At 68.5% G+C, this 24,235-nt stretch carries 21 protein-coding genes; 8 read left to right on the plus strand and 13 right to left on the minus strand.

Annotated features, from left to right (window positions below; translation table 11 throughout):
• Nucleotides 1-31: 31 nt before the first annotated feature.
• The 5 genes from AC1HFW_RS08475 to metC form a co-directional block, all read right to left on the minus strand.
• Nucleotides 32-787, minus strand: coding sequence for an amino acid ABC transporter ATP-binding protein (locus AC1HFW_RS08475; RefSeq protein ID WP_006395064.1), 756 nt, complete (start codon nt 785-787; stop codon nt 32-34).
• Entirely contained in the window at nt 784-1,881 is a 1,098-nt protein-coding gene (locus tag AC1HFW_RS08480) for an amino acid ABC transporter permease (protein WP_479282715.1), read from the minus strand. The genes AC1HFW_RS08475 and AC1HFW_RS08480 overlap by 4 nt, the downstream gene beginning before the upstream one ends.
• Entirely contained in the window at nt 1,878-3,026 is a 1,149-nt protein-coding gene (locus tag AC1HFW_RS08485; protein ID WP_479282717.1) for an amino acid ABC transporter permease, read from the minus strand. Before AC1HFW_RS08485 ends, AC1HFW_RS08480 begins: the two co-directional genes overlap by 4 nt.
• Nucleotides 3,027-3,045: 19 nt before the next feature.
• Nucleotides 3,046-4,161 carry an amino acid ABC transporter substrate-binding protein gene (locus tag AC1HFW_RS08490; RefSeq protein WP_479282718.1) on the minus strand — a complete coding sequence of 372 codons (1,116 nt, stop codon included), beginning with the start codon at nt 4,159-4,161 and terminating at the stop codon, nt 3,046-3,048.
• Nucleotides 4,162-4,316: 155 nt separating this feature from the next.
• Entirely contained in the window at nt 4,317-5,465 is a 1,149-nt protein-coding gene (gene metC, locus AC1HFW_RS08495) for a cystathionine beta-lyase (RefSeq protein WP_479282719.1), read from the minus strand.
• 108 nt (nt 5,466-5,573) lie between these two features.
• Here metC and AC1HFW_RS08500 point away from each other — a divergent pair, with 108 nt between their 5' ends.
• Nucleotides 5,574-6,488 (plus strand): LysR substrate-binding domain-containing protein, encoded by a 915-nt coding sequence (locus AC1HFW_RS08500; protein ID WP_006395069.1) that lies wholly within the window; start codon nt 5,574-5,576, stop codon nt 6,486-6,488.
• Here the strand turns inward: AC1HFW_RS08500 and AC1HFW_RS08505 are convergent.
• From AC1HFW_RS08505 to AC1HFW_RS08540, 8 genes are all read right to left on the minus strand, one after another.
• Nucleotides 6,478-8,541 (minus strand): TonB-dependent copper receptor, encoded by a 2,064-nt coding sequence (locus tag AC1HFW_RS08505; RefSeq protein ID WP_479282721.1) that lies wholly within the window; start codon nt 8,539-8,541, stop codon nt 6,478-6,480. The genes AC1HFW_RS08500 and AC1HFW_RS08505 overlap by 11 nt on opposite strands.
• A gap of 91 nt (nt 8,542-8,632) precedes the next feature.
• Nucleotides 8,633-9,031, minus strand: coding sequence for a DUF2946 family protein (locus AC1HFW_RS08510; protein ID WP_479282722.1), 399 nt, complete (start codon nt 9,029-9,031; stop codon nt 8,633-8,635).
• A gap of 139 nt (nt 9,032-9,170) precedes the next feature.
• A complete protein-coding gene (locus AC1HFW_RS08515; protein WP_479282724.1) occupies nt 9,171-9,992 on the minus strand; it encodes an ABC transporter ATP-binding protein in 822 nt (273 codons plus the stop codon).
• Entirely contained in the window at nt 9,989-10,855 is an 867-nt protein-coding gene (locus tag AC1HFW_RS08520; protein ID WP_479282725.1) for an ABC transporter ATP-binding protein, read from the minus strand. The genes AC1HFW_RS08515 and AC1HFW_RS08520 overlap by 4 nt, the downstream gene beginning before the upstream one ends.
• Nucleotides 10,852-11,682 carry an ABC transporter permease gene (locus AC1HFW_RS08525; protein WP_035360405.1) on the minus strand — a complete coding sequence of 277 codons (831 nt, stop codon included), beginning with the start codon at nt 11,680-11,682 and terminating at the stop codon, nt 10,852-10,854. Before AC1HFW_RS08525 ends, AC1HFW_RS08520 begins: the two co-directional genes overlap by 4 nt.
• On the minus strand, nt 11,679-12,635 hold the full coding sequence (locus AC1HFW_RS08530) for an ABC transporter permease (RefSeq protein WP_061071200.1): 957 nt from the start codon (nt 12,633-12,635) through the stop codon (nt 11,679-11,681). The genes AC1HFW_RS08525 and AC1HFW_RS08530 overlap by 4 nt, the downstream gene beginning before the upstream one ends.
• A 7-nt stretch (nt 12,636-12,642) precedes the next feature.
• Nucleotides 12,643-14,196 (minus strand): ABC transporter substrate-binding protein, encoded by a 1,554-nt coding sequence (locus AC1HFW_RS08535; protein WP_006395077.1) that lies wholly within the window; start codon nt 14,194-14,196, stop codon nt 12,643-12,645.
• Nucleotides 14,197-14,240: 44 nt separating this feature from the next.
• Nucleotides 14,241-15,446 carry an aminotransferase class V-fold PLP-dependent enzyme gene (locus tag AC1HFW_RS08540; RefSeq protein ID WP_479282728.1) on the minus strand — a complete coding sequence of 402 codons (1,206 nt, stop codon included), beginning with the start codon at nt 15,444-15,446 and terminating at the stop codon, nt 14,241-14,243.
• A gap of 181 nt (nt 15,447-15,627) precedes the next feature.
• On the opposite strand from AC1HFW_RS08540, the gene AC1HFW_RS08545 reads away from it, so the two are divergent.
• From AC1HFW_RS08545 to AC1HFW_RS08575, 7 genes are all read left to right on the plus strand, one after another.
• Nucleotides 15,628-16,572, plus strand: coding sequence for a LysR family transcriptional regulator (locus AC1HFW_RS08545; RefSeq protein ID WP_006395079.1), 945 nt, complete (start codon nt 15,628-15,630; stop codon nt 16,570-16,572).
• Between the two features lie 134 nt (nt 16,573-16,706).
• A complete protein-coding gene (locus tag AC1HFW_RS08550; protein WP_006395080.1) occupies nt 16,707-17,387 on the plus strand; it encodes a hydrolase in 681 nt (226 codons plus the stop codon).
• A 185-nt stretch (nt 17,388-17,572) separates the two neighbouring features.
• Nucleotides 17,573-18,589 (plus strand): thiosulfate ABC transporter substrate-binding protein CysP, encoded by a 1,017-nt coding sequence (gene cysP / locus AC1HFW_RS08555; protein WP_479282729.1) that lies wholly within the window; start codon nt 17,573-17,575, stop codon nt 18,587-18,589.
• Between the two features lie 89 nt (nt 18,590-18,678).
• Nucleotides 18,679-19,521, plus strand: coding sequence for a sulfate ABC transporter permease subunit CysT (gene cysT, locus AC1HFW_RS08560; RefSeq protein WP_035361542.1), 843 nt, complete (start codon nt 18,679-18,681; stop codon nt 19,519-19,521).
• Nucleotides 19,522-19,524: 3 nt separating this feature from the next.
• Nucleotides 19,525-20,343, plus strand: coding sequence for a sulfate ABC transporter permease subunit CysW (cysW, locus tag AC1HFW_RS08565; protein WP_479282731.1), 819 nt, complete (start codon nt 19,525-19,527; stop codon nt 20,341-20,343).
• A 58-nt stretch (nt 20,344-20,401) separates the two neighbouring features.
• The gene (locus AC1HFW_RS08570; protein ID WP_479282733.1) at nt 20,402-22,528 is read left to right on the plus strand and encodes a laminin G domain-containing metallophosphoesterase family protein; all 2,127 of its coding nucleotides are present in this window, start codon (nt 20,402-20,404) and stop codon (nt 22,526-22,528) included.
• Between the two features lie 148 nt (nt 22,529-22,676).
• Nucleotides 22,677-24,203, plus strand: a complete 1,527-nt coding sequence (locus AC1HFW_RS08575; RefSeq protein WP_479282735.1) for an amidohydrolase family protein — start codon at nt 22,677-22,679, stop codon at nt 24,201-24,203.
• Nucleotides 24,204-24,235 lie beyond the last annotated feature (32 nt).

Consider the following 24,235-nt stretch of genomic DNA (forward strand, 5'->3'; position numbering starts at 1 on the left):
AGACAAACCTCGTCGGACCACGCCCCTGCCCTCAATGCAGGATGCGCTCCAGGAATGCACGGGTGCGTTCATGCCTGGGGTTGTCGAAGAACGCGCCGGGCTCGCCCATCTCGATGATGCGGCCGCCATCCATGAACACCACTCGGTCGGCGACGTTGCGGGCAAAGCCCATCTCGTGGGTCACGCACAGCATGGTCATGCCGTCCTCGGCCAGCGAGGTCATGGTGTCCAGCACTTCCTTGACCATCTCCGGATCCAGCGCCGAGGTCGGCTCGTCGAACAGCATGATGCGCGGCTGCATGCAGAGCGAACGGGCAATGGCCACGCGCTGCTGCTGGCCGCCCGACAACTGGCCCGGATACTTGCCGGCCTGGTCGGGTATGCGCACCCGCTCCAGGTAGCGCATGGCCAACTCCACCGCCTGCGCGCGCGGCATGCGCCGCACCTGGACCGGCGCCAGGATGCAGTTCTCCAGCACCGTCAGGTGCGGAAACAGGTTGAAGTGCTGGAACACCATGCCGGCATCGGTGCGCACGCCGTCCACGGCGCGCAGGTCGTCGCTCAGCTCGACGCCGTTGACCACGATGGAGCCCTGCTGGTGGCGTTCGAGCCGGTTGATGCAGCGGATCATGGTGGACTTGCCGGAGCCGGACGGCCCGCAGATCACCAGGCGTTCGCCCGCCCGGACCTGCAGGTTGATGTCCTGCAGCACATGGAATTCGCCGTACCACTTGTGCATGCCGGCAATGGCGATGGCGGGTGGCGTGGCGGCGGAAGGCGTGGTCATCGGAGTTCCCCTTTTTTGTAGCGGTGCTCCAGCCACATCGAATAGCGCGACAGGCCGAAGCAGATGCAGAAATAGATCGATGCGATGAAGAGATAGGTCTCGACGTAGGGCGTGGGCCAGGCCGGATCCGTCAGCGCCGCGCGCCCCGAACTGAGCAGGTCGAACAGGCCCACGATCAGCACCAGGCTGGTGTTCTTGATCATCACGATGGCGGTGTTGGTGAGCGGCGCGATCACCTTGCGCAGCGCTTGCGGCAGCACCACCAGCCGTGTCATCTGCCACCACGACAGGCCCAGCGCGCGCGAGGCCTCGGCCTGCCCGGGCGGGATCGCCTGCAGGCCGCCGCGGATCACCTCGGCCAGGTAGGCGGCCGAGAACACCGTCAGCGCGATGCCGGCGCGCAGCAGGCTGTCGATGGTCATGCCGGCCGGCAGCATGATGGGCAGCACGATCGACGCCATGAACAGCAGGCTGACCAGCGGCAGGCCCCGGATCAGCTCGATCACGCCGATGCTGATGAAGCGCGCCGTCGGCAGGCTGCCGCGGCGCCCCAGCGCCAGCAATACGCCCAGCGGCAGGCCGGCGCCCAGCGCACACACCGCCAGCAGCAGCGTGATGGGCAGGCCGCCCCACGACGAGGTCGGCACCCGCGCCAGGCCGAACACGCCGCCCTGCATCAGCATCAGCCCGGCCGCCAGGCCGGCGATCCAGAGGACCGCCGTGCGCGCGCGCCATTGGCGCGGGCTGAGCGAAAACACCGTCATCGCCAGGATGAACAGGCAGACCACGGTGGGCCGCCATTGCTCGCCCGGGGGATAGATGCCGAACAGGATCTGGCGCATCTTTTCGCCCAGGAAGGCCCAGCAGGCGCCGCTGGCCTGGCGGCAGACGTCGCCCGTGGCGCCCGGCCAGACGGCGTCCAGCACCGCCCAGTTCAGCAGCTTGCCGGCCGCGGCCAGGACCAGCGCCAGCGTGGCCACGGTGGCGACCGCGCTGACGGCGCTGCCGAACAGGCGGTGCCAGACGCTGTCGCGGCGCTCGCGCGGCGGCCGCAGGGCCTGCGGCGGCAGGGAGGAAGGATGGGACAGGCTCATGCGCGTTGCGTCCTCAGGATGCGGCGGTTGTACAGATTCATGAACAGCGACACGCTCAGGCTGATGCTCAGGTACACCGCCATCAGCACCGCCACGCCCTCGATGGCCTGGCCGGTCTGGTTGATGGTGGTGGTGATGACGAAGGACAGGTCCGGGTAGCCCACCGCCAGCGCCAGCGTGGTGTTCTTGATGATGGACAGGTACTGGCTGGTCATCGGCGGGATGATCACGCGCAGCGCCTGCGGCACCACGATCCAGCGCAGCGCGGCGCCGGGTTTCAGGCCCAGCGAATGCGCGGCTTCCCACTGGCCGGCGGGCACCGCGTCGATGCCGCCGCGGATGATCTCGCCGGAGAACGCCGCCGAATAGATCGTCAGCCCCACCAGCAAGGCGGTGAACTCCGGCGTGAAGGCGCTACCGCCGGCGAAATTCAGGCCGCGCAGCGCCGGCACGTCGGCGTGCAGCGAGGCGCCGCCCCACCCCGCCGCGGCCGCCACCAGCGCCACCGCCGCGAGCAGGCCCAGGCCGCGCCACGGCATGCGCGGAGCGACGGCGCGGCGCGCCAGACGCCACGCGCCCCACAGCAGCAGCGCCGCCGCGCCCAGCGCCCACCACAGCGGCTGGGTATCGCCCTGCAGCGACAGGCTGGGAAAGAACAGTCCGCGCACCGACAGGAACACGCCGGGCAGCGGCTGCAACGCCTGCCGCGCCGGCGGCAGGTTGATCGTCACCAGGCTGTACCAGAACAGCAGTTGCACCACCAGCGGCGTGTTGCGGACGGCTTCCAGGTAGACCGTGGCCACGCCCGTCACCAGCGGATGGCGGCTGCGGCGCGCCAGCGCCAAGGCGAAGCCCAGCAGCGTCGAGGCCACGATCACCAGCGCCGAGATGTACAGCGTGTTGACCAGCCCCACCAGGAAGGCGCGGCCGTAGCTGTCGGTGGGCTGGTACGCCAGCAGGCTTTCGGCGATGGGAAAACGGGCCGCCTCGCCAAGGTAGTCGAAGCCCATGGCGATGCCGCGCTGGGTCAGGTTGGCGTGGGCGTTCCAGGCCAGCCAGCCCACCGTGCCGACGAAGGCGCAGGCGATCAGCAGCTGCGCCAGGACGGCCCGGGCCCGGCCGTCGAACCAGAGTCGCTTGAACATGATGAGACTCGCGCGTCGGTCAGTTGAAGACGTATGGGTACATCAGGCCGCCGTCGCGATACAGGCGGTTCATGCCGCGCTCGAGCTTCATCGGGCTGTTCTTGCCGACGTTGCGCTCGAAGATCTCGCCGTAGTTGCCCAGCTGCTTGACGATGTTGTAAGCCCAGCGCTCATTCAGCCCCAGCGCCTTGCCGTTGCCCGGCTCCGTGCCCAGGAAGCGGGCGATGCGCGGGTCGTTGGACTTGAGCATGTCGTCGACGTTGGCCTGGGTGATGCCCATGTCCTCGGCCGCGATCGGCACCTGGATGACCCATTTGACGATGTCGAACCAGCGGTCGTCGCCGTGGCGCACCGACGGCGTCAGCGCTTCGCTGTGGCCGCTGGCCGGGAAGATCACGTAGTCGTCCGGGTTCTGCGCCTGGGTCGCGCGCACCGCCGCCAGCGCCGAGGCGTCGGTGATCAGGCCGTCGCAGCGGCCCGAGAAGAACGCCTGGCGCGAGGCCGCGACGTTGTCGAACAGCACCGTCTTCAGGCCCAGCTTGAACTTGCGCGACAGGTCGGCCACCGTGACCTCGTTGGTGGAGCCGGTCTGCACGCAGATGGTGGCGCCGTTCATGTCCTTGGTCTGGGTGATGCCCAGGTCCTTGCGCACCATGAAGGCGTCGTACTCGTAGTAGTTCGGATAGGTGAAGTTGATGCCGTTGGCGTCGCGCCGCAGGGTCCACGAGGTAGTGCGCGGCAGCACGTCGATCTGGCCGGTCTGCAAGGCGGTCAGGCGCTGCTGGCCGGTCAGCGGCACGAAGCGCGCCTTGCTGGCGTCGCCCAGCACCGCGATGGCGATGGCGCGGCAGGTGTCGACGTCCAGCCCCTTCCAGTTGCCGTCCTTGTCGGGCGCCGAAAAGCCGGTGGTGCCGTGGCCGGAACCGCAGATGACATAGCCGCGGGCGCGGATCTGGTCCACCGTGGGGCTGTTGGTCTGGGTGACGGCGGCCGCCACCGGCGAGGCGCCGGCCGCGGGCGCGGGTGGCGTGGATTGGGCCGCGGCCTGGGCCTGCGCCGGGAGCGGAAGCGCGGCCGGGGCGCAGGCCGCGATGGCCAGGGCGAGACAACGGTAAGTCTGCTTGAAGCTGAACATGGCAATTCCCCTTGCTATGTGGTGAGCGCCTCGGGGCGCTTCGTGCCGGTCGGCCATGCGCGGCCGGCCGGTGTTGAACGGCGCCGGCGCTAGCCGGCATCCGGGATGGCCGCCATGGCGGGCGCGTGCGCCGCCCGCCACATCCGGCCTGGCGCTCAGCGCCGCGCCTGGTACGCCGCCAATGCGCCGCGCAGGTCATCCTTGAGCGTGTCCACGTCTTCCAGGCCGATCGACAGGCGCACGATGGGCCGATCGGTCGCCGGGAAGGCGCGGCCGGCCTGCAACCCCGCCGGGTAATAGGCGGCCAGGCTGTGCACCCCGCCCCAGCTGGCGCCGATGGCGAAATGGCGCAACGAGTCGAAGAAACCGTTGAAGGCCGCCTCGGGCGCCGGCGCCAGCACCATCGAGAACAGGCAGCCGTTGGTGCGGAAGTCGCGCTGCCACAGGGCATGGCCCGGGTCGGACGGCAGCGGCGGATACAGCAGGCGCTCGACCTGCGGCTGGGCCTGCAGCCACTCGGCCACGCGCAGGGTCGCGTCGCTCTGCGCGCGCAGCCGCAGCGCCAGCGTCTCCAGCCCGCGCAGCACCAGGAAGCAGTCGTCCGGGCTGACCTGCTGGCCCAGGATGCTCTGGGTCTCGCGCAGCACGGCGTAGTGGCCGTCGTCATTCATGCTGATGCTGCCCATCAGCACGTCGGAATGGCCGCCGAAGAACTTGGTGGCGGCTTCGACGCTGAAGTCGACGCCATGCGCCAGCGGCTGGAAGCCCAGCGGGCTGGCCCAGGTGTTGTCCATCATGGTCAGCACGCCGTGGCGCCGCGCGGCGGCGGCGATGGCGGGCACGTCGGCCATTTCCATGGTGACGGTGCCGGGCGCCTCGATGCAGATCATGCGGGTGGCCGGGCGGATCAGCGCCTCGATGCCGGCGCCGATCGACGGGTCGTACAGCTCCACGTCCACGCCCATGTGCGCCAGCCACTTCTCGCCGAAGGTTTTGAGCGCGCCATAGCAGGCCGCCGACAGCAGCAGGTGGTCGCCGCCGCGCACGAAGCCCATCACCACCGTCATCAGCGCCGCCGCGCCGGACGGCGTGATGACGCAGTGGCGGCCGCCTTCCAGCGCGGCGATGCGGTCTTCCAGCAGGCGCGCGGTGGGCGTGCCGGTGACGCCATAGCTGAAGCCGTCGGGCTGGCGGTGCTTGCGGTTGACGAAGGCGTCGAGCGAGTCGAACACCACGGTCGAGGCGCGCTGCACCGCGGGCGACAGGCTGGCGAAATCTCTATTAGTCTGATTGATAGCTTTCATCTAATCTATTTGCTGAGCTTAGGAGTGATCGGGAACAGCGCCAGTGTCTGCCTTTCTTCCCATTGCCTCAACAATCGAAAAAACTTAGTCAATAAGCGGGACTTATAGATGGACATGCGCGAGATCCAGGTCTTCCGGGCCGTGATGCAGGCCGGCACCACCAGCAAGGCCGCCACCCTGCTGGGCATTTCGCAGCCGGCGGTGAGCCAGGCCATCCGCAAGCTGGAAACCTCGTCGGAACTGCGCCTGTTCGAGCGCGTGCGCGGCCGGCTGGTGCCGACCCAGGAGGCCGGCGCGCTGATGGAGGAAGTGGATCGCTGCTTCGCCGGCTTCGAGCTGATCGAGCACCGCATCCGCAGCCTGAAATCGTTCGGCGTCGGACGCCTGGCGGTGGGGTCGCTGCCGGCGCTGGGCACCGGTTTCATGCCGCGCGCGATCGCCGCGTTCGGCCTGCAGGACCGCCGCATCCAGATGTCGTTCCAGATCATGAGTTCACGCGAAGTGCTGCAGCAGGTCACGGCCGGCCAGCTCGATTTCGGCCTGATGGCCGACGAGCTATCGGTGGCGGGCCTGGAGCATTCCGAATTCCTGCGGCTGCCGGGCGTGATCGCCATGCACAGCCGCCATCCGCTGGCGGCGCGGCCGCGCATCACGCTGCGCGACCTGACCGAGCATCCCTTCATCGCGCTCAACCCCGAGGACGCCAGCCGCCGGCGCCTGGAGACGGCGCTGCACGACCAGGGCCTGGCGCTGCGGCCGGTGCTGGAGACGCCCTACTCCAATTCCGTCTGCGAGTTCGCGCTGCACGGCGTCGGCATCGGCCTGGTGCATCCGGTCATGGCGCTGGACTACCTGGCGCGCGGGCTGACCATCAAGCCGCTGGAACTGGATATCGGCTTTGCCTGCCTGCTGGTGTTCCGGCCCGGCACACCGCTTTCGGAGAACGCGCGGGCGTTGCTGAAAGCGATGCGCATCGAGCTGGAACGGGATCTCAAGCGGATCCGGACGGCGCTCAGTACTTGAAGCTCAGGCGCGCCCAGAAGGTGCGCCCGGGTTCGTTGAAGGCCGTATTGGCGGCAAAGCCGAAGCCGGCGTCGCCCGCCAGGTTCAGGTGCTCGGCGTAGGTCTTGTTGAACAGGTTGTCCACGCCCAGCGACAGCTTGACCTGCTTGCTGACCGCGTAGCCGCCGTTCAGCGAGAACACGCCAAACCCGGCGCTGGGGCCGAAGTCCTTGCCCACCACGTTGCCCTCGTTCAGGGCATAGCGGCGTTGCGCGGCCACCACCCGCCACAGCGCGCCGGCCGACCAAGTGCCGTCGTCGTAGGCGGCGCTGAGCTTGGCTTCCAGCGGCGGCATCTGCGGCAAGGCGCGGCCGTCGCTGCGGTTCTGGCCCCAGGCGTAGGCCAGCGTCGCGCCCAGTTTCCAGCGCGGCGCCACCCGGTATGACAGGCCCAGTTCGCCGCCGGCGATGCGGGCGTCGATGTTGCGGGCCTGCGCCGAACCGCCCATGCCCCCCATGCCGCCCTTGGCATAGTCGAACAGGATGAAGTCGTCGACGTAGCCGGCGTAGCCGGACAGCCACGCATCCAGCGTGTCGGTCTTGTACTGCGCGCCGAAATCCAGCTGCGTGGTCTTTTCCGGCTTGACGCCGCGGAACGCGTTGACCGAGCCGTCCGGCCCCTTGGACGGCGAGAACAGCTCCCAGTAGTCGGGGAAGCGTTCCGCGTGGCCCAGGCCGATGTAGACGGTGGCCGGCACCGCGGCCAGGTCGCGCTCGTAGCGCAGGAAGCCGCTGGGCAGCGTGTCGGTGCGGCGTTCGCCGGCCGTGGGGTTGGGCATGGGCATCATCTTCGAGCCACTGCTGCGGCGGAAGTCCCTGGCCGAGGCCCAGTCGACGCGCGCACCGCCGATGACGCGGCTGTCGTCGGCGGCATGCCAGGTCAGTTCGCCGAAGACGCCGGTGTTGGCGAAGCTGGCGTCCTTGACCCAGCTGTTATCGCGGTACGACACCTTGGCGTTGCCACTGCGCGAGCGGTGGCGGCTTTCCTGGAAGTCCAGGCCGGTCACCAGGCTCAGGTCCGGCGCCAGGTTCCAGGTGCCGGCGATGCGGCCGCCCCAGGTGGCGCGGTCCACGTCCGAGGCCATCGCCATCGGCATCATGCCGTGCGGATCCGGCTGGCGCAGCGTGTAGTTGTCCATCACGTGATCGGCGTAGTTGTAGTAGAGCTGCGCCTCCAGCTTGTCCAGCACGCCGCCCAGGTTGCGCTTCTCGAAGCGCAGGCCGAAGCTTTCGCGCTTGAACTGCGAGCCGTCCATGCCGCGCCCGGCGTAGCGCGCGTTGCCGTCGCCGGTGCCGGCGGTCAGCTCATACAGCGTGTCGGCGTCGGGCGTGAAACCCAGCGCCAGGTCGGCGTTCCACTTGTCCCAGCGCGACGGCACCTTGTTGCCGTCGCCGTCCTTGTAGTCCTGGGCGTGCGAATGGTTGGCGGTGATGCGGGTGTAGACCTTGTCGTTGCCGACGGTCAGGTCGGCGGCCTGGTCGTTGCGGCCGTTTGATCCGCCCACCAGGCTGCCGTCAAAGCGCACGCCGGGCTCGCTGAAGCGCGGCGTGTCGCGGTCGAACCTGATGGTGCCGGCCGACGCGCCCGGACCCCACAGCACGGTCTGCGGCCCCTTGATGACGGTGAGCTTGTCGAAGTTCTCGGGCGAGATGTACGAGCTGGGCGCGTCCATGCGCGCCGGGCAGGCGCCGGGCATCGAGGTGCCGTTGGTCAGGATGTTCAGGCGCGAGCCGAACATGCCGCGCAGCACCGGGTCGCCGTTGGTGCCGCCGTTGCGGATCGCCGAGAAGCCGGGAATGGTCTTGAGGTAGTCGGTGCCGTCGCTGGCCGGCAGGGGCTGGCGCGGGATCTTCGGATCGGTCGTGACGGTCAGTGGCGCGCTCGGGGCGACGCCGGTGATCACCACCGGATCGGTGGTGGTGATGGCGTCGGCGGCCTGTGGCCAGGCGGGAAACGACGCGGCCAGGGCGCAGGCCAGGCTGGTCGCCCGCAGGATGTCCTTGTTCTTGTGCATGTGAGTCTCTGGATCTGAACGGGCTGGACGCGCGCGCGGCAACGCGGGCCGCGGACAAGGCGCGCCAGCAACAACGGGAACAGGCGGGGGTTCAGGCCAGGATGGGCGGCGCGCGCGACTGCCGTGGCAATCGCGCCTGCGCGCTGGAGAAATGGATGTCGACGGTGGGGGCCGGCAGCGCCTGCCGGACCAGGGGCAGGCGCCAGGCCAGCGGCAGCGGACCGGGCATCGCGGCGGCACCGAGCATGGCGCAACCGGCGAAGCAGCAATGCGGCAAGGCGCCGCTGTGTTGCCGCGCGTCCTGCGTGACGCCACCCTCGGTGTCCAGCGTGACCACGCGCGGGCCGCTGGCCGTGCATATGATGGTGGTGGCGCCCGGCGTGGCGCCGGGACCGGGCAGCGCGGCGGAGGCCATCAACGCCTGGAAAACGAACAGGAACACCGCGGCTAACGCGGTCCATCGTCTCCCGGTATTGGCGCCCGTCTGCATTCGCATCCCCTCGAAGGCGCCGATGGTAGCACGCGGTATCCGGCCAGAAAGACGCGCGCAGCCTTGTAGGACGCTTGGAAAGGCGTCATTGGCCGTGACTGTGGCGCGGGCTTGATGCGGATCAAACCCGCGCGCCGGATCAGGCCGCCTGGCGCAGGCGGCGGCGCGACGGATCGGGCCGTGGCACGGCGGCGATCAGCCTGCGCGTGTAGTCCTGCGCGGGCGCCTCGAAGATGCGGTCGCAGTCGCCCTCTTCCACCAGCTCGCCTGCGGCCATGATGGCCACCCGGTCGGCGAAGTGCCGCACCACGCCCAGGTCGTGCGAGATGAACAGATAGGTCAGCCCTTGCTCGGCCTGCAGGTCGGCCAGCAGGTCCAGCACCTGCGCCTTGACCGAGACGTCCAGCGCCGACACCGCCTCGTCGGCGATGATGAAGCGCGGCTCCAGCGCCAGGGCGCGGGCGATGGCGATGCGCTGGCGCTGGCCGCCCGAGAACTGGTGCGGGAAGCGCTGCGCGTGCTCGGGCCGCAGCCCCACCCGCGCCAGCAGCGCCTGCATGCGGTCGCGGCGTTCATCGGGCGAATAGAGCTTGTGGATCACCATGCCGTCCATGATGGCGTCGCCGACCCGGCGGCGCGGATTCAGGCTGGAATACGGATCCTGGAAAATCGTCTGCACCTGGCGCCGGAACGCCATCAGCCGGCCGCCCGCCAGATGGCGCACGTCGTGGCCGGCCAGCTCGATGCGGCCGGAGGTCGGGCGCAGCAGCCCGGCGATGCAGCGGCCCAGCGTGCTCTTGCCGGAACCCGATTCGCCCACCAGCGCCAGCGTGGTGCCCGGCGCCACCGCCAGGCTGACGCCCTTGACCGCCTGCACCAGCCGCGTCGGCTGGCCCAGCAGGCCGCGGGCGGCGACATAGTCCTTGGTGACGCCTTCGGCGCGCAGAATGAATTCGCTCATGACGGGGTTCCTTGTGCGGCGGCCCGCGCACGCGGCGTCAGGCGGCGGCCGCGGTCGCGCGGCGCGTCGACGTCCGGCACGGCGGCCAGCAGTGCCTGGGTGTAGGGATGGGCGGGCCGGCCGAAGATCTGCGCCACGTCGCCCTCCTCCACCACTTCGCCCGCGCGCATCACCACCACGCGGTCGGCGATCTCGGCCACCACGCCCAGGTCGTGCGTGATGAACAGCACGGCGGCGCCGGTCTCGGCCTGGATCGAGAACAGCAGTTCCAGCACCTGGGCCTGCACCGTCACGTCCAGGGCGGTGGTCGGCTCGTCGGCGATGATCAGCCGGGGCGACAAGGCGCAGGCGATGGCGATCATGACCCGCTGGCGCATGCCGCCGGACAGTTCGTGCGGATAGGACTTGGCGCGCTGCGCCGGTTCGCGGATGCCGACCCGCTCCAGCAGCGCCACCGCCCGTTCCCACGCGGCCTGGCGGCTGATATCGCCATGGATGCGCATGACTTCGGCGATCTGGCTGCCGACGCTGCGGCCGGGGTTGAGCGCGGTCATCGGCTCCTGGAACACCATGGCGATGTCCTTGCCGCGCAGCGCGTCGCGTTCGCGCTCGCTGGCGCGCAGCAGGTCGCGGCCGTCGAAGCGCAGCTCGTCGGCCGCGACGCGTCCGGGCGCGTCCACCAGCCCCATCAGGGAAAAGCCGGTGACCGACTTGCCCGAGCCGGACTCTCCCACCAGGCACACCACTTCGCCGCGCCGCAGGGTCAGGTCCACGCCCTTGACGGCGGCGAACGGCCCCTGGGGCGTATCGAAATCGACGGTCAGGTTCCTGACCGACAGCAGCACTTCCGTCTCGGGGCTCATCGTTGCAACTCCGGATTGAGCGCGTCCTGCAGCCAGTCGCCCAGCACGTTGACGGCCAGCACCGTGAAGAACAGCGCCAGCGCCGGCACCAGCACCGGCCACGGATTGGTGAACAGGTAGTCCTTGAGCGAGCCCACCATCTGCCCCCACGACGGCACCGGCGGACGCACGCCCAGGCCCAGGAAGCTCAGGCCCGCTTCCAGCAGCATCGCGAAGGAAAACGTGAACGAGGCCTGCACCGCGATGATCGAGCGCATGTTGGGCAGCACCTCGTGCCAGATGATCCAGCCGCTGCCCGCGCCCAGCGAACTGGCGGCCAGCACGTGCTCGCGCGCCCGGATGCCGCGCGCCACGCCCCAGGCGACGCGGGCGAACTGCGGCGCATAGAGGATGCCGATGGTCCCGACCAGCGTCGGCAGGTTGCCGCCGATGAAGGCCAGCACCACCAGCGCCACGAAGATCTCGGGCAGCGACACGAACACGTCCACCACGCGGATGGCGGCGGACTCGGCGCGCCGGCCCAGGAAGGCCACGCCGACGCCCACCGCCACGCCCAGCACGCCGGCCAGGATCACGGCGGCCGCGGCCACCGACAGCGACACGCGGGCGCCATACACCGCCCGCGCCAGCAGGTCGCGGCCCAGTTCATCGGTGCCCAGCCAGTGTTGCCACGATGGCGACGACAGCAGATTGGCGGCGTCGATGCGATAGGGATCGGCCAGCCCCAGCGCCGGCCCGAGGGCGGCGGCCAGCACCATCACCGTCAGGAAGCCCAGCGCCAGCAGCACCGGCACGCCGGCCTTGGAAGCTCGAAGGAATGCAATCATGCGGATGGCCTGCGAATGCGGGGGTCGACGAAACCCTGCGCCAGGTCGATGACCAGGCTGATCAGGATGAACAAGGCGAAGATGGCCAGCAGCGAGCCCTGGATCACCGGATAGTCGCGCGAGAAGGCGGCGCTCACCAGCAGCGAGCTCAAGCCCGGCCAATCGAACAGGGCCTCGATGATGACGGTGCCGCCCAGCAGGTTGCCGGCGCGCACGCCGACGATGGCGATGACCGGCACCAGCGCGTTGGGCAGCGCGTGCCGCAGGATCGCCTTGCCGCGCGGCAGGCCCTTGGCGCGGGCCAGCTTGACGTAGTCGCGGCCCATGACGTCGGACAGGCTGGCGCGGGTCATGCGCGCCACCACGCCCATGAAGTTCAGGCCGATGGTCAGCGACGGCAGGATCAGCGCCAGGACGTGCTGCACGGGATCGTCCGAGAACGCCACAAAGCCGGACGACGGCAGCCAGCCCAGCGCCAGGCTGAACAGCAGCACCAGCAGGATGCCCAGCACGAACACCGGCGCCGAGAACCCGGCCACCGCCACCACCGAGGCCGCGGCGCCCGCCAGCCGGCCGCGCGAACGCGCCGCCACCACGCCCAGCGGCACCCCCAGCAGCACGGCCACCAGCAGGCCGGCGCCGATCAGTTCCAGGCTGCGCGGAATGCGCCGCGCCAGCTCGTCGGCCACCGGCTCGCCGGTGCGCAGCGACACGCCCAGGTCGCCGTGCGCCAGCGCCCCGGCCCAGTGCGTGAACTGCGTGCCCAGCGGCAGGTCCAGGCCGAGCTGGGCCCGCACCCGCGCCACGGCCACCGGGTCGCTGCCGGCCTGGTCGCCCAGCATGATGGCGACCGGGTCGCCCGGCAGCAGGTGGATGGCGATGAAGACCACGCCCGTCGCCAGCGCCAGGGTGACGATGGCCGACGCCAGGCGTCTGAACAGGAAAGGCAGCATGCCGGCCTCAGTTGATCCACATGGTGGGCAGCGAGATGCCCGGGCTGCTTTCGCTCAGCGCGCCGCCCAGCTGCGTATAGCCGTGCACCTTGCGCAGGTAGCCCTGGGCCTGCTCGCGCCAGCTCACGAACACCCACGGGCTAGTCTCCAGGATGCGCTTCTCGGCCTGCTGGTAGATCGGCTGGCGCGCCTTGGGATCGGTCAACGCGCGGCCCTCGGCCAGCAGCTTCTCCAGCTCGGGATCGCGGTAGCCGATCGGCTTGGCCCAGTAGCTGGAGTCGCCGCCCAGGTAATAGGCGTAGGCGTCCGGGTCGGGCAGCTTGACCGACACGCCGTAGATCATCGAGTCATAGTCGCCGCGGTTCTTGCGCTCGACCAGCGTGGCCCATTCGACCGGCTCCAGCTTCAGGTTGATGCCGACTTCCTTGAGGTTGGCCTGAACCACCTGCGCCATCGTGGTGTAGATGCCCAGGCCCTGGAACACCACCATCGAGGCGTCCACGCCATTGCCGTAGCCGGCCTCGGCCAGCAGCGCCCGGGCCTTGGCGGTGTCGCGCTTGTAGGTGCCGTCCAGCGACTTGTCGTAATACGGCGAATCCTCGGGCGTCGGCGCGCCATAGATCGGCTTGCCATAGCCGAAGAAGGCGGCCTTGGACACGGCCTCGCGGTCGATGGCGTAGGACACCGCGCGGCGCACGCGGGCGTCGTCGAACGGCTTCTTGCTGGTGTTGAACCAGACGCTCATGAAGGCGCCGCCGGCGGTGTCGATCTTGGTGCCGGCATTGCGGCGCAGCACGTCGATGTCCTTCCACGGCACGAAGTCGATCATGTCCAGCGACTGGCTGCGCAGCGCGTTGACGCGCGCGTCGTCGCTCTTGATCATGCGGAAATCGACGCCGTCCAGGTACGGCTGCCCTGCCACGAAGTAGCGCGGATTGCGCACCAGGCTGGCGCGCACGGCGGGTTCGTAGCTCTTCAACTGGAACGGGCCGGTGCCGTTGGCCGACAGCTTCAGGTTGGCGCCGCTCTCGACCCACTTGCGCGACACGATGGCCGCTTCGGGCAAGGCCAGCACGCTCAGCATGGTGGCGTCGGGCGACGGCTTTTCCACCTTGACGGTGGCCGGGTCGACCACGGTGACGGTGGCGCCCAGCAGGTTCGAGCGCAGCGTGGCGCCGGTGGCCGGGTCCAGGATGCGGTCGAGCGAGAACTTGACGTCGTCGGCGGTCACCGGCGTGCCGTCCTGGAAGGCCACGTCGGGCCGCAGGTGGAACACGATGGTGCGGGCGTCGGGCTGATCCCAGCTTTGCGCCAGGCGCGGCACGATGGCGCCGCTCTTGTCGTAGCCCGCCAGCGGGCTGTAGAGCGCCTCGATCAGCACTTTCCAGGCGCTGCCGCCGTAGACGTGCGGATCGAGCGACACGATTTCCGACACCGTGCCATAACGCAGCGTGCCGCCCGGCTTGGGCGTATCGGCCGCCTGCGCGCCCGCGGCGGCTGCCGCCAGCGCGCATGCGCCCACCAGTTGCGCCATCCGGCGCCATGTCTGCTTGAACGTCATGTTGTACCCCTTGTGCTCTGGATTATCCGCCGCCGGGCGCGCCGTCAGGACGGCAGCGCCTCGACCAGGCGGTCGATTTCACTGGAATCGTTGTAATAGCTGGGCGAAATGCGCAGGTTGCCGCCGCGCACCGCCAGGTCCACGCCCGCGTCGCGCAGGCGCTGCGCCAGTTCCTGCGCGTCCTGGCCCGGGTGCTTGAACGACAGGTTGCCCGAGGCCTCGCCCGGCGTGCGCGAGCTGACGATCTGGTAGCCCTTGCGTTGCAGCGCGGCGCTGGCGTAGTCGGTCAGCTCCAGGATGTGCGCCTCGATCCGGGCCGGCGTCAGCGCCAGCTGGATGCGCACGGCGGCGTCCAGGCCCCAGATGCCGGTGAAGTTGGCCAGGGCTTCCTCGAAGCGCCCGGCGTTGGCCCGGTACTCCAGCAGGTAGTGCATGTGGTCCTCGGTGCTGTCGACGCTGTGATAGCCCACGCTGGGCGGATCCAGCAGGCCCAGCACGCTCTTGCGGCAATAGAAATAGCCGGTGCCGATCGGCGCCAGCATCCACTTGTGGCCGCCCACCGACAGGAAATGGACGCCCAGCTTTTCGACGTCCAGCTCGAGCGAGCCGGCCCACTGGATCGCGTCCAGGTTCAGGTAGACGCCGCGTTCGTTGCACAGGTTGGCGGTCGCCTCCAGGTCCTGGCGAAAGCCGTTGGAGAACTGCACCGCGCTCAGCGACACCAGGCGGGTGCGGTCGTCCATCAGCTTGCGGATGTCATCGACCAGGATGCGGCCATTGCGGTTCTTGACCCAGCGAATGGTCACGCCGCGCGCGGCCAGCTTCATCCAGCAGTACACGTTGGACGGGTATTCGATGTCGGGCAGGATCAGGTTGTCGCCGTCGCGCCAGGGAAAGCCGTTGGCCACGTTCACCAGCCCTTCGGTGGTGTTCTTGACGTAGGCGATCTCGTCGCGGTGGGCGCCGATCAGGCGGCCGATGCGGGCCTTGATGGTTTCCTCGGCGTAGCGGCACCACTCGGGATAGGCGTTGCGGCCGTTGTCGCGCACGTCCTCCATGAAGCGGTTCACCGCCGCCACCACCGGCAGGCTCAGCGCCCCGATCGAGGCGTTGTTCAGGTAGGCCCGCCGTTGCTTGATCGGGAACGCGTCGCCGATGTTGCTCCAGTCGAGCTGTTCGATGCCATTGCGGTCATCGGGAAAAAGTGCCGCGGGTCCGCCCACGGAAACCGGTTTGTCGAGGATATTCACGCCGCGCCTCTTTCATTGAAGGTGGGATGATCCTAAGATTGCGTGAATTCATGCGTCAATTTCGTTTGGAGTATCGATTCATGCGCTTTTGTAATGTGTCGGCGCGACCAAGGCGCTTTTCCCTCTGGCGCGGCAGCCACCGCGCGCCAGTCCCCTGTGCCCCCCATCGGGGTTTGTCCCTATGCGGCTGAACCGCCTGCAGGCGCTGCGCGCCGTGCTCGAGACCGGCAGCGTGACCGAGGCCGCGCACCGCATCCATCGCACCCAGCCGCAGATCAGCCGGCTGATCTCGGCGCTGGAAGACGAAGTCGGCTTTCCGCTGTTCCTGCGCCAGGGGCGCGGCCTGATCCCGACGCAGGAATGCCTGCGCTTCTACGAAGGCACGCGCCATATCCTGGCCGGCTTCGAAGAGGTCTCGCGCATCGCCGACTCGATCCGCAACAAGCAGGACGCGTGGCTGCGCATCCTGACCCAGCCCTACTTCGCCTACAGCGTCACGCCGCGCGCCATCGCCGAATTCGCGCGCAGCCATCCGCACACGCGGGTGTCGCTGGAAGTGCGTTCGCGGGTCGACGTCGGCCTGTGGATGTCCGGCCAGCAGTTCGACCTGGGCGTGGCGGCGCTGCCGATCGACTTTCCCGGCATCATCTCGCGCACCTTCGCCCAGGTGCGGCTGGTGATCGCCATGCCCGAGGGCCACCGGCTCGCCGCCAAATCGGTGGTCAGCGCCGAAGACATCCAGGACGAGCCCTTCATCGCGCTGCGTCCGTTCACCCTGCTGCGCCAGCACATCGACGACCTGATGGCCAAGCGCCGGCTGCCGCTGCGGCTGGTGATGGAGACCTCGTCCGGGCAATCTGCCTGCCAGCTGGCGGCGCTGGGCATGGGCATCGCGCTGGCCGACCCGATCCTGGCGGCCAACGTGCCCGGCATCGTGCTGCGCGACTTCGAGCCGCGGCTCACCATGCCCTATGGCTTCCTGTTGCCCAGCGCGTTCGCGCCGTCCGAGCAGGCGCGGGAGTTCGCCCGCATGCTGATCCGGCTGGTCAAGGAGATGGCGCCGGAACGGGTCGAGCTGATCGATCCCGACCCCGGCGAGAGCGACGCGCTGATGGCGTTCCCGTGACGCCGATTTCCGCGCCGGGAATCGATAGTGGCGTCCTGAATTTGGAACACTGATGGCAAATAACGCTAACTACCGCCATCACCGTCCTTAAATTATCGTCAGTGCTCCGATCATTCACCCCTTGGAGCCCTGCCATGAGCCAACCCGCGAACTTCAACGGCGCCCGTCCCGCCATCCAGCCCGACCAGGCCGCGATGCTGTTGATCGACCACCAGAGCGGCCTGTTCCAGACCATCGGCGACATGCCCTTCACCACGGTGCGCGCGCACGCCTCGGCGCTGGCCCGGATGGCCACGCTGAGCAAGATGCCGGTGATCACCACCGCGTCGGTGCCGCAAGGCCCCAACGGCCCGCTGATCCCCGAAATCCACGAACACGCCCCGCACGCCCGCTATATCGCCCGCCGCGGCGAGATCAACGCCTGGGACAATCCCGATTTCGTCGCGGCCGTGAAGGCCACCGGCCGCAAGCAATTGATCATCGCCGGCACCATCACCAGCGTCTGCATGGCGTTTCCCAGCATTGCCGCGGTGGCCGACGGCTACCAGGTGTTCGCCGTGATCGACGCGTCGGGCACCTATTCCAAGATGGCGCAGGAAATCACGCTGGCGCGCGTGGTGCAGGCCGGCGTGGTGCCGATGGACACGGCGGCGGTGGCCTCAGAACTGCAGCGCACCTGGCACCGCGACGACGCGGCGCAATGGGCCGACATTTATGGCGACATCTTCCCGTCGTACCGCCTGCTGAACGAAAGCTACGCCAAGGCCCGCGACGTCGAGCGCACCCAGGAAGCGCTGGATTCGCAGCGCGCCTGACGCGGCTGCGAGATAGGCAAGGCCGCGGCCGCGACGGCCGCGGCAGGAGGGATACAACGTCCGGCTATGAGTTAAAGGTAATTGAATATTTCCAAACGCCGGCCGGCGTCCGCATCATGCGGTCTCGGGGCCTTCCGCCCCGGCCGCGGGTTTCCCGCGTTGCGTCCTTCATCCGGAGAAGCCCTTTGCTCAAACGACTGCTCGCCTCGGCCCTGACGCTGACGGCCCTGCCCGCCAGCGCCGCCCAAGCCCAGCAAGCGCCCCAGGCCCTGCTCAATACGTCCTATGACATCGCGCGCGAACTGTTCGCCGCCATCAATCCGAAATTCCAGGCCGACTGGAAGGCCAAAACCGGGCAGGATGTCAGCATCGAGCAGTCGTTCGCCGGCACCTCGCGCCAGGCGCAGTCGATCATCCAGGGCCTGAAGGCCGACGTGGTGACCTTCAACCAGGTGCCCGACGTCGACATCCTGGCGCAGAACAAGCTGCTGGCCGCCGACTGGCAGAAGAAGTTCGCCAACAACAGCTCGCCCTACTACAGCACCATCGCCTTCCTGGTGCGCAAGGGCAATCCCAAGAACATCAAGACCTGGGACGATCTGGTGCGCGACGACGTCAAGCTGGTGTTCCCGAATCCCAAGACCTCGGGCAACGCGCGCTATTCGTACCTGGGCGCCTGGCTCTACGCCAACGAGAAGTTCAAGGGCGATGACGCCCAGACCCGCGCCTTCGTCGGCAAGCTGCTCAAGAACGTCGAGAGTTTCCCCACCGGCGGGCGCGGCGCGACCGTGGCGTTCGCGCAGAACAACCAGGGCGACGCGCTGCTGACCTTCGAATCCGAGGTCAACAACATCGCCAAGGGCGATGAATTCAAGGCGCAGGGCTTCGAGGTAGTGGTGCCGCCGGTCAGCGTGCTGGCGGAGTTCCCCGTCGCGGTGGTGGACAAGGTGGCCGACGAGAAAGGCACGCGCAAGGTCGCCGAGGCCTATCTGCAGTTCCAGTACTCGCCCGCCATCCAGAAGCTGCTGACCGACTTCAACTACCGGGTGCACGATCCGGAGGCGGTCAAGGCCGCTGCCAGCCGCTTTCCGGCGATCCGCCTGATCAATCCGCAGGAAGTGCTGGGTTCGTGGGACCAGATCACCAAGACCCATTTCGCCGCCAACGGCGTGCTCGACCAACTGCTGGGCGCGGGCCGCTGAGGCCGTTTCCCGATCATTCGCCTGCCCACCATCCGCTTGACGCGCCGGCTGCCCGCATGGGCTGCCGGCGCATTTCCGTCCCGGTCCGCATGCCTACGTTTTTCCGCCAGCATCCCATCTTGCCGGGCTTCGGCCTGAGCTTCGGCCTGAGCAGCCTGTTCATTACCCTGGTGATCCTGTTGCCGCTGTCGGCGCTGCCGCTCTACAGCAGCCAGATGAGCTGGGGCCAGTACTGGCAGGCGGTGACCGATCCGCGCGTGCTCGCCAGCTACCGCGTGACGCTGCTGGCGGCGGCCTATTCGACCGCCGTGGTGCTGGTGATCGGGCTGCTGCTGGCCTGGATCCTGGTGCGCTACCGCTTCCCGGGACGCGCGCTGCTGGACGCCGCGGTGGACCTGCCGTTCGCGCTGCCGACGGCCGTGGCCGGGTTGACGCTGTCGGTGCTGCTGGCGCCGGGCGGCTGGGTCGGCCAGTGGTTCGCGCCGCTCGGCATCAAGATTTCCTATGCCTTTCCCGGGCTGGTCATCGCGATGATCTTCACCAGCCTGCCGTTCGTGGTGCGATCGGTGCAGCCGGTGCTGGCCGACATCGGCAGCGAATACGAGGAAGCGGCCCGCACCCTCGGCGCCAGCCCCGGGCAGACCGCATGGCGCATCCTGCTGCCGGCGCTGGTGCCGGCCCTGTTCACCGGCGGCTCGCAGGCGTTCATCCGCAGCCTGGGCGAGTTCGGCGCGGTGGTCATGATCGCCGGCAACATTCCCTACAAGACCGAGGTGACGTCGTTGATGATCTTCAGCCGCCTGGCCGAGTACAACTATCCGGCCGCCGCGGCCATCGCCACCGTGGTGCTGGCCGCGTCGCTGCTGCTGCTGTTCCTGCTGCAGGCGCTGCAGGGCCGGCTGCTGCCGTGGCAACGCGTGCCGGGGATCTGAACCATGCATGCTTCCAATCCCTGGCCGCGCCGCCTGCTGATCGGCGCCGGCCTGCTCGCCGCCCTGCTGTTGCTGGCCCTGCCGCTGGCCCTCATCTTCACCCGCGTGATCGCCGGCGGCCTGGACGCGCTGCTGGCCAACCTGGGCGCCAGCGACATGCGCGCGGCCATCGCCCTGACGCTGCTGGCGGCGGTGGTCAGCGTGCCGGTCAACCTGGTGTTCGGCGTACTGCTGGCCTGGTGCGTGACGCGCTACGATTTCCGCGGCCGCCGCCTGCTGGTGGCGCTGGTCGACATTCCCTACGCCACCTCGCCGGTGGTGGCCGGGCTGTGCTACCTGGTGGTGTACGGGCTGGAAGGCATCTTCGGCCGCTGGCTCAGCGGCCACGGCGTGCAGCTGATGTTCGCCTGGCCCGGCATCCTGATGGTGACGGTGTTCGTGACCTCGCCATTCGTGGCCCGCATCCTGATCCCGCTGATGCAGGCGCAGGGCCAGGAAGAGGAACTCGCCGCGTTGACCCTGGGCGCCGGCGGCTGGCAGATCTTCCGCCGCGTCACGCTGCCGAACATCAAGTGGGGCCTGCTGTACGGCGCGGTCATCACCAACGCGCGCGCCGTCGGCGAGTTCGGCGCGGTGTCGGTGGTGGCGGGCGCCATCCGCGGCAAGACCCTGACGCTGCCGCTGCTGATCGAGCATCTCAACGACGACTACAAGACCGTCGCGGCCTTCACCGCGGCGGCGCTGCTGGCCTGCATGGCCCTGCTGACCCTGGTGGTGAAGACCGTGATGGAGCGGCGACGCACAATCTTCACGCAGACTTAACACATCCGTCATTCGGCGTTTCTAAGCTTCCCACTTTTTCGACCCATGGGCGGTACAGATGGCGCACGACAAACATGACGGCAATCATGAGCTTGCCGAGACCCACAACAATCTTCCGGTGGCGGCCGATCCGCGCCGGCGCAGCCTGCTGAAGGCCGGCCTGGGGGCCACGTTGATGCCCGTGGGCGGTTCGCTGCTGCTCTCGGCCTGCGCCAGCGACAACGAGGACGACGACACGTCGGCTCCCCCCACACCCGCGCCGCCGCCGCCCAAAAACATCTCCAGCTTCGCCGTCGCGGTGCTGCCGGACACGCAGTTCTATTCGCGCTACGCCACCGACGCCGAGAACCAGCAGTTCATGCGCAAGTACGGCAGCGAGCCGTACAAGGCCCAGACCCAATGGGTCGCCGACAACGCCAGGTCGCTCGATATTCCGTTCCTGATCCACCTGGGCGACGTGGTCGACCAGCAGGGCAAGCCCGACCAGTGGACCGTGGCCAGCAAGGCCATGAAGATCCTGGAAGACGCCAAGGTGCCCTACTCGATCCTGGCGGGCAACCACGACGTGATCCTGGACCGCGACTACGTCGACCCCAGCAGCCAGGCCAGCGCCACCGACGCGCAGCGCAACCTGGCCGCGGAACCCTATCTGCAGACCTTTGGCGCCGACCGCGCCAGCAAGCAGGCCACCTTTGGCGGTCGCGACCCCAGCGGCTTCCACGAATATCACATCTTCCAGGCCGAGGGTCAGAAGTTCATGGTGCTGTCGCTGTCGTGGCGCATCTCCGACGCCGGGCTGGCCTGGGCCAACCAGGTGATCCGCGCCAATCCGACGCTGCCGGTGATCCTGGTCAACCACCAACTGCTCAACATCGACAAGGATGGCGTCACCCCGCTCGAAGTGCCCTATGGCCTGATGCTGTGGGACAAGCTGATCCGCGACAACGACCAGATCTTCATGACGCTGAACGGCCACTATCACGGCGCGGCGCACCTGACCAAGATGAACGCCTTCGGCAATCCGGTCGAGGAAATGGTGGTGGACTACCAGATGGCCTACCAGGGCGGCAACGGCCTGATGCGCCTTTACGAGTTCGACCTGACCGACAACGAGATCCGCGTGCTGTCGTTCTCGCCGTGGGTGCCACAAAAGCCCCGGGCCACGCTCAACGCCTTCGACCAGGCGGTGCTGACCGGCGCCAACGAAGAATTCACCATCAAGATGGACTTCGCCAAGCGTTTCGCCCGCTTCAACAAGGACTTCAAGGCCGCCGCGCCCACGCACACGTCGCTGGTCGAACAGGCGCGCGCCCTGATCCTGGCCAACTACACCGACCCGGCCACCACCACCCAGAAACCCGCGGCCGACAGCGAGGACTACCCGCAGGTGTCCGGCACGCTGGCGCACTGGCGCTTCTTCGGCGGCGCCGACGGTCAGCCGGTGCCGGTCGGTCAGGTGGTCCAGGACCGCACCGGCAACAACCCGGTCAGCCGCGCGGCGCTGAACATCGACGGCGTGGTCGGCGCGCAACTGGGTGACGTGGTGTGGTCCAACGACCACCACTACCTGTCGGCGGCCCCTGGCTCGGTGCGCTTCCTGAATACCGACAAGAACACCCCGCGCATGAGCTACTTCACCACCGCCACCACGGCCGCGCTGAACGCCGAGACGGTGCCCAACGGCTACACCGTCGAAGCCTTCATCAAGATCGACCGCGACTGGACCGCGCAGAAGCACGCGTGGATGAACATCATGACGCGCGACGGCAAACGTGGCAGCCTGCCCGGCTTCAACGGCGGCGACCCCGAATCGCCGCCGCTGCTGTTCGCCATCTCGAGCCTGCGCGAGATCCAGTGGGAAGTGGTGCCCGAGCGCACCGGCGCCCGCGACGCCAAGACCAACTGGTCGGGCGAGATCATCGCCGACAAGTGGATGCACGTGGCCATCGTCAACGACAACACCACCCACGAGACCATCCTGTACGTCGAGGGCGCGCCGGTGCTGCGCAACACCTCGGACGCGCCGGGCCTGGCGACGCTGGCGGCCAACATGCCCTGGGTGATCGGCGCCGGATCGTGGGACGGCGCGCGCGCCGACGGCTTCTTCGGCAGCATCGGCGAAGTGCGGATCGTCGACCATGCCCTGCTGCCGTCGCAGTGGCTGACGGCGCGCCGTAGCAGCTGATGCCGGCACCGCCGCGCGGTTATTTGGTCATGACGCACAACTAAACAACCAATCCTTCGTTGGGCGCCGCGCGGCGCTCCCGTAATGTTTGCCAGGCAAGCAGGGACTTCCCCTGCGCCTCGCGACATGACCCACGGAGAGCGCCAGCATGAACCAGCCTTTGCACCCGAGCCACGCGTCACGGTCCGCCGCCGTCAAGGCGACCCTGGATTTCCCGGTGATCGACACCGACGTGCACGTCAACGATTACGCGCCGGTCCTGGAGGACTACGTCCAACACTATGGCGGCGGCAAGCTGGTGGACGCGCTGCGCAAGGCGCTGGGCTCGCGCTTCGCCACCAGGAGCGGAGGCAAGGACTGGTACCAGCAGACCCCGGCCGAGCGCCAGGACAACCGCACCCTGCGCTCGCCCTGGTGGGCGCGGGTCACGCGCAACACGCTGGACCTGGCCACCTACACCCTGCCCGAGCTGCTCAACGAGCGCCTGGCCGAGCAAGGCGCGGACTACTCCGTGCTGTTCCCCAACGACGTGCTGGCGCCGCTGGCCGCGGGCGACGAATTCCGCCAGCCGCTGCACCGCGCCATCAACCACTTCCACGCCGACCAGTACCGCAAATACAGCGACCGCCTGACGCCGGTGGCCGGCATCCCGCTGAACACCCCGCAGGAAGGCATCGAGGAGCTTGAGTTCGCGGTCAAGACCCTGGGGCTGAAGGTCATCAATATCGCCGGCGGCGTGAAGCGCCCGATCAAGGCGATCGCGCGCAAGTATCCCGCCGCCGACCATCCCGAGATCTCGAAGCAAGCCAGCTACATCGACTTCTACGGCATCGACAGCGAGTACGACTACGACCCGTTCTGGGCCAAGGTGGTCGAACTGGGCGTGCCGGTCACCACCCACTACGGCAGCCAGGGCTGGACCGGCCGCCAGTCGATCAGCAACTACATGTTCAACCACATCGGCCATTTCGCCGATGGCTCGCAGGCCTTCGCCAAGGCGTTGTTCTTCGGCGGCGTCACGCGGCGCTTTCCGAACCTGCGCGTGGCGCTGCTGGAAGGCGGCGCCGATTGGGGTTCGCACGTCTACACCCATCTGGTGGACCGCTGGGAAAAGCGCAACCGCGCGGCGGTGCAGAACTACAACCCGGCCAACGCCGACGTGGCGCTGCTGCACGAGCTGTTCCAGCGCTATGGCGCCGACTTCATCCGCGGCCGCGACATCGACCCGCAGCAACTGCTGCGCGACAGCCTGGGCATCTCGGCCCTGCCGCACAGCCGCGACCCGCATCCGGACGAACTGGACGACTTCGCCGCCGCCGGCATCGAATCGGTCGAGGACATCCGCAAGCGCTGGGTCGACAGCTTCTACTTTGGCTCGGAATCCGACGACCGCACCGTGGCGGCGGCCTTCAACGACAAGGTCAACCCGCTCGGCGTCAAGATCAATGCCATCTGGTCCTCGGACATCGGCCACTGGGACGTGCCCGACCTGACCGCGCCGCTGGCCGAAAGCTGGGACCTGGTCGAACAGGGCGTGATCAGCGCGCAGGACTTCAAGGCGCTGGTGTTCGGCAACCCCTACCGCTTCTACACCGAGGCCAATCCGGCCTTCTTCCAGGGCACCGCCATCGAGCGCAAGCTCGCCGCCGCCGCGCCCGCGCGCGCGGCCGCCTGATCCCGCCCGCCGTTGTTTGCCTGACCGCCGGG

Source organism: Achromobacter sp. ISS7 (assembly GCF_056523125.1).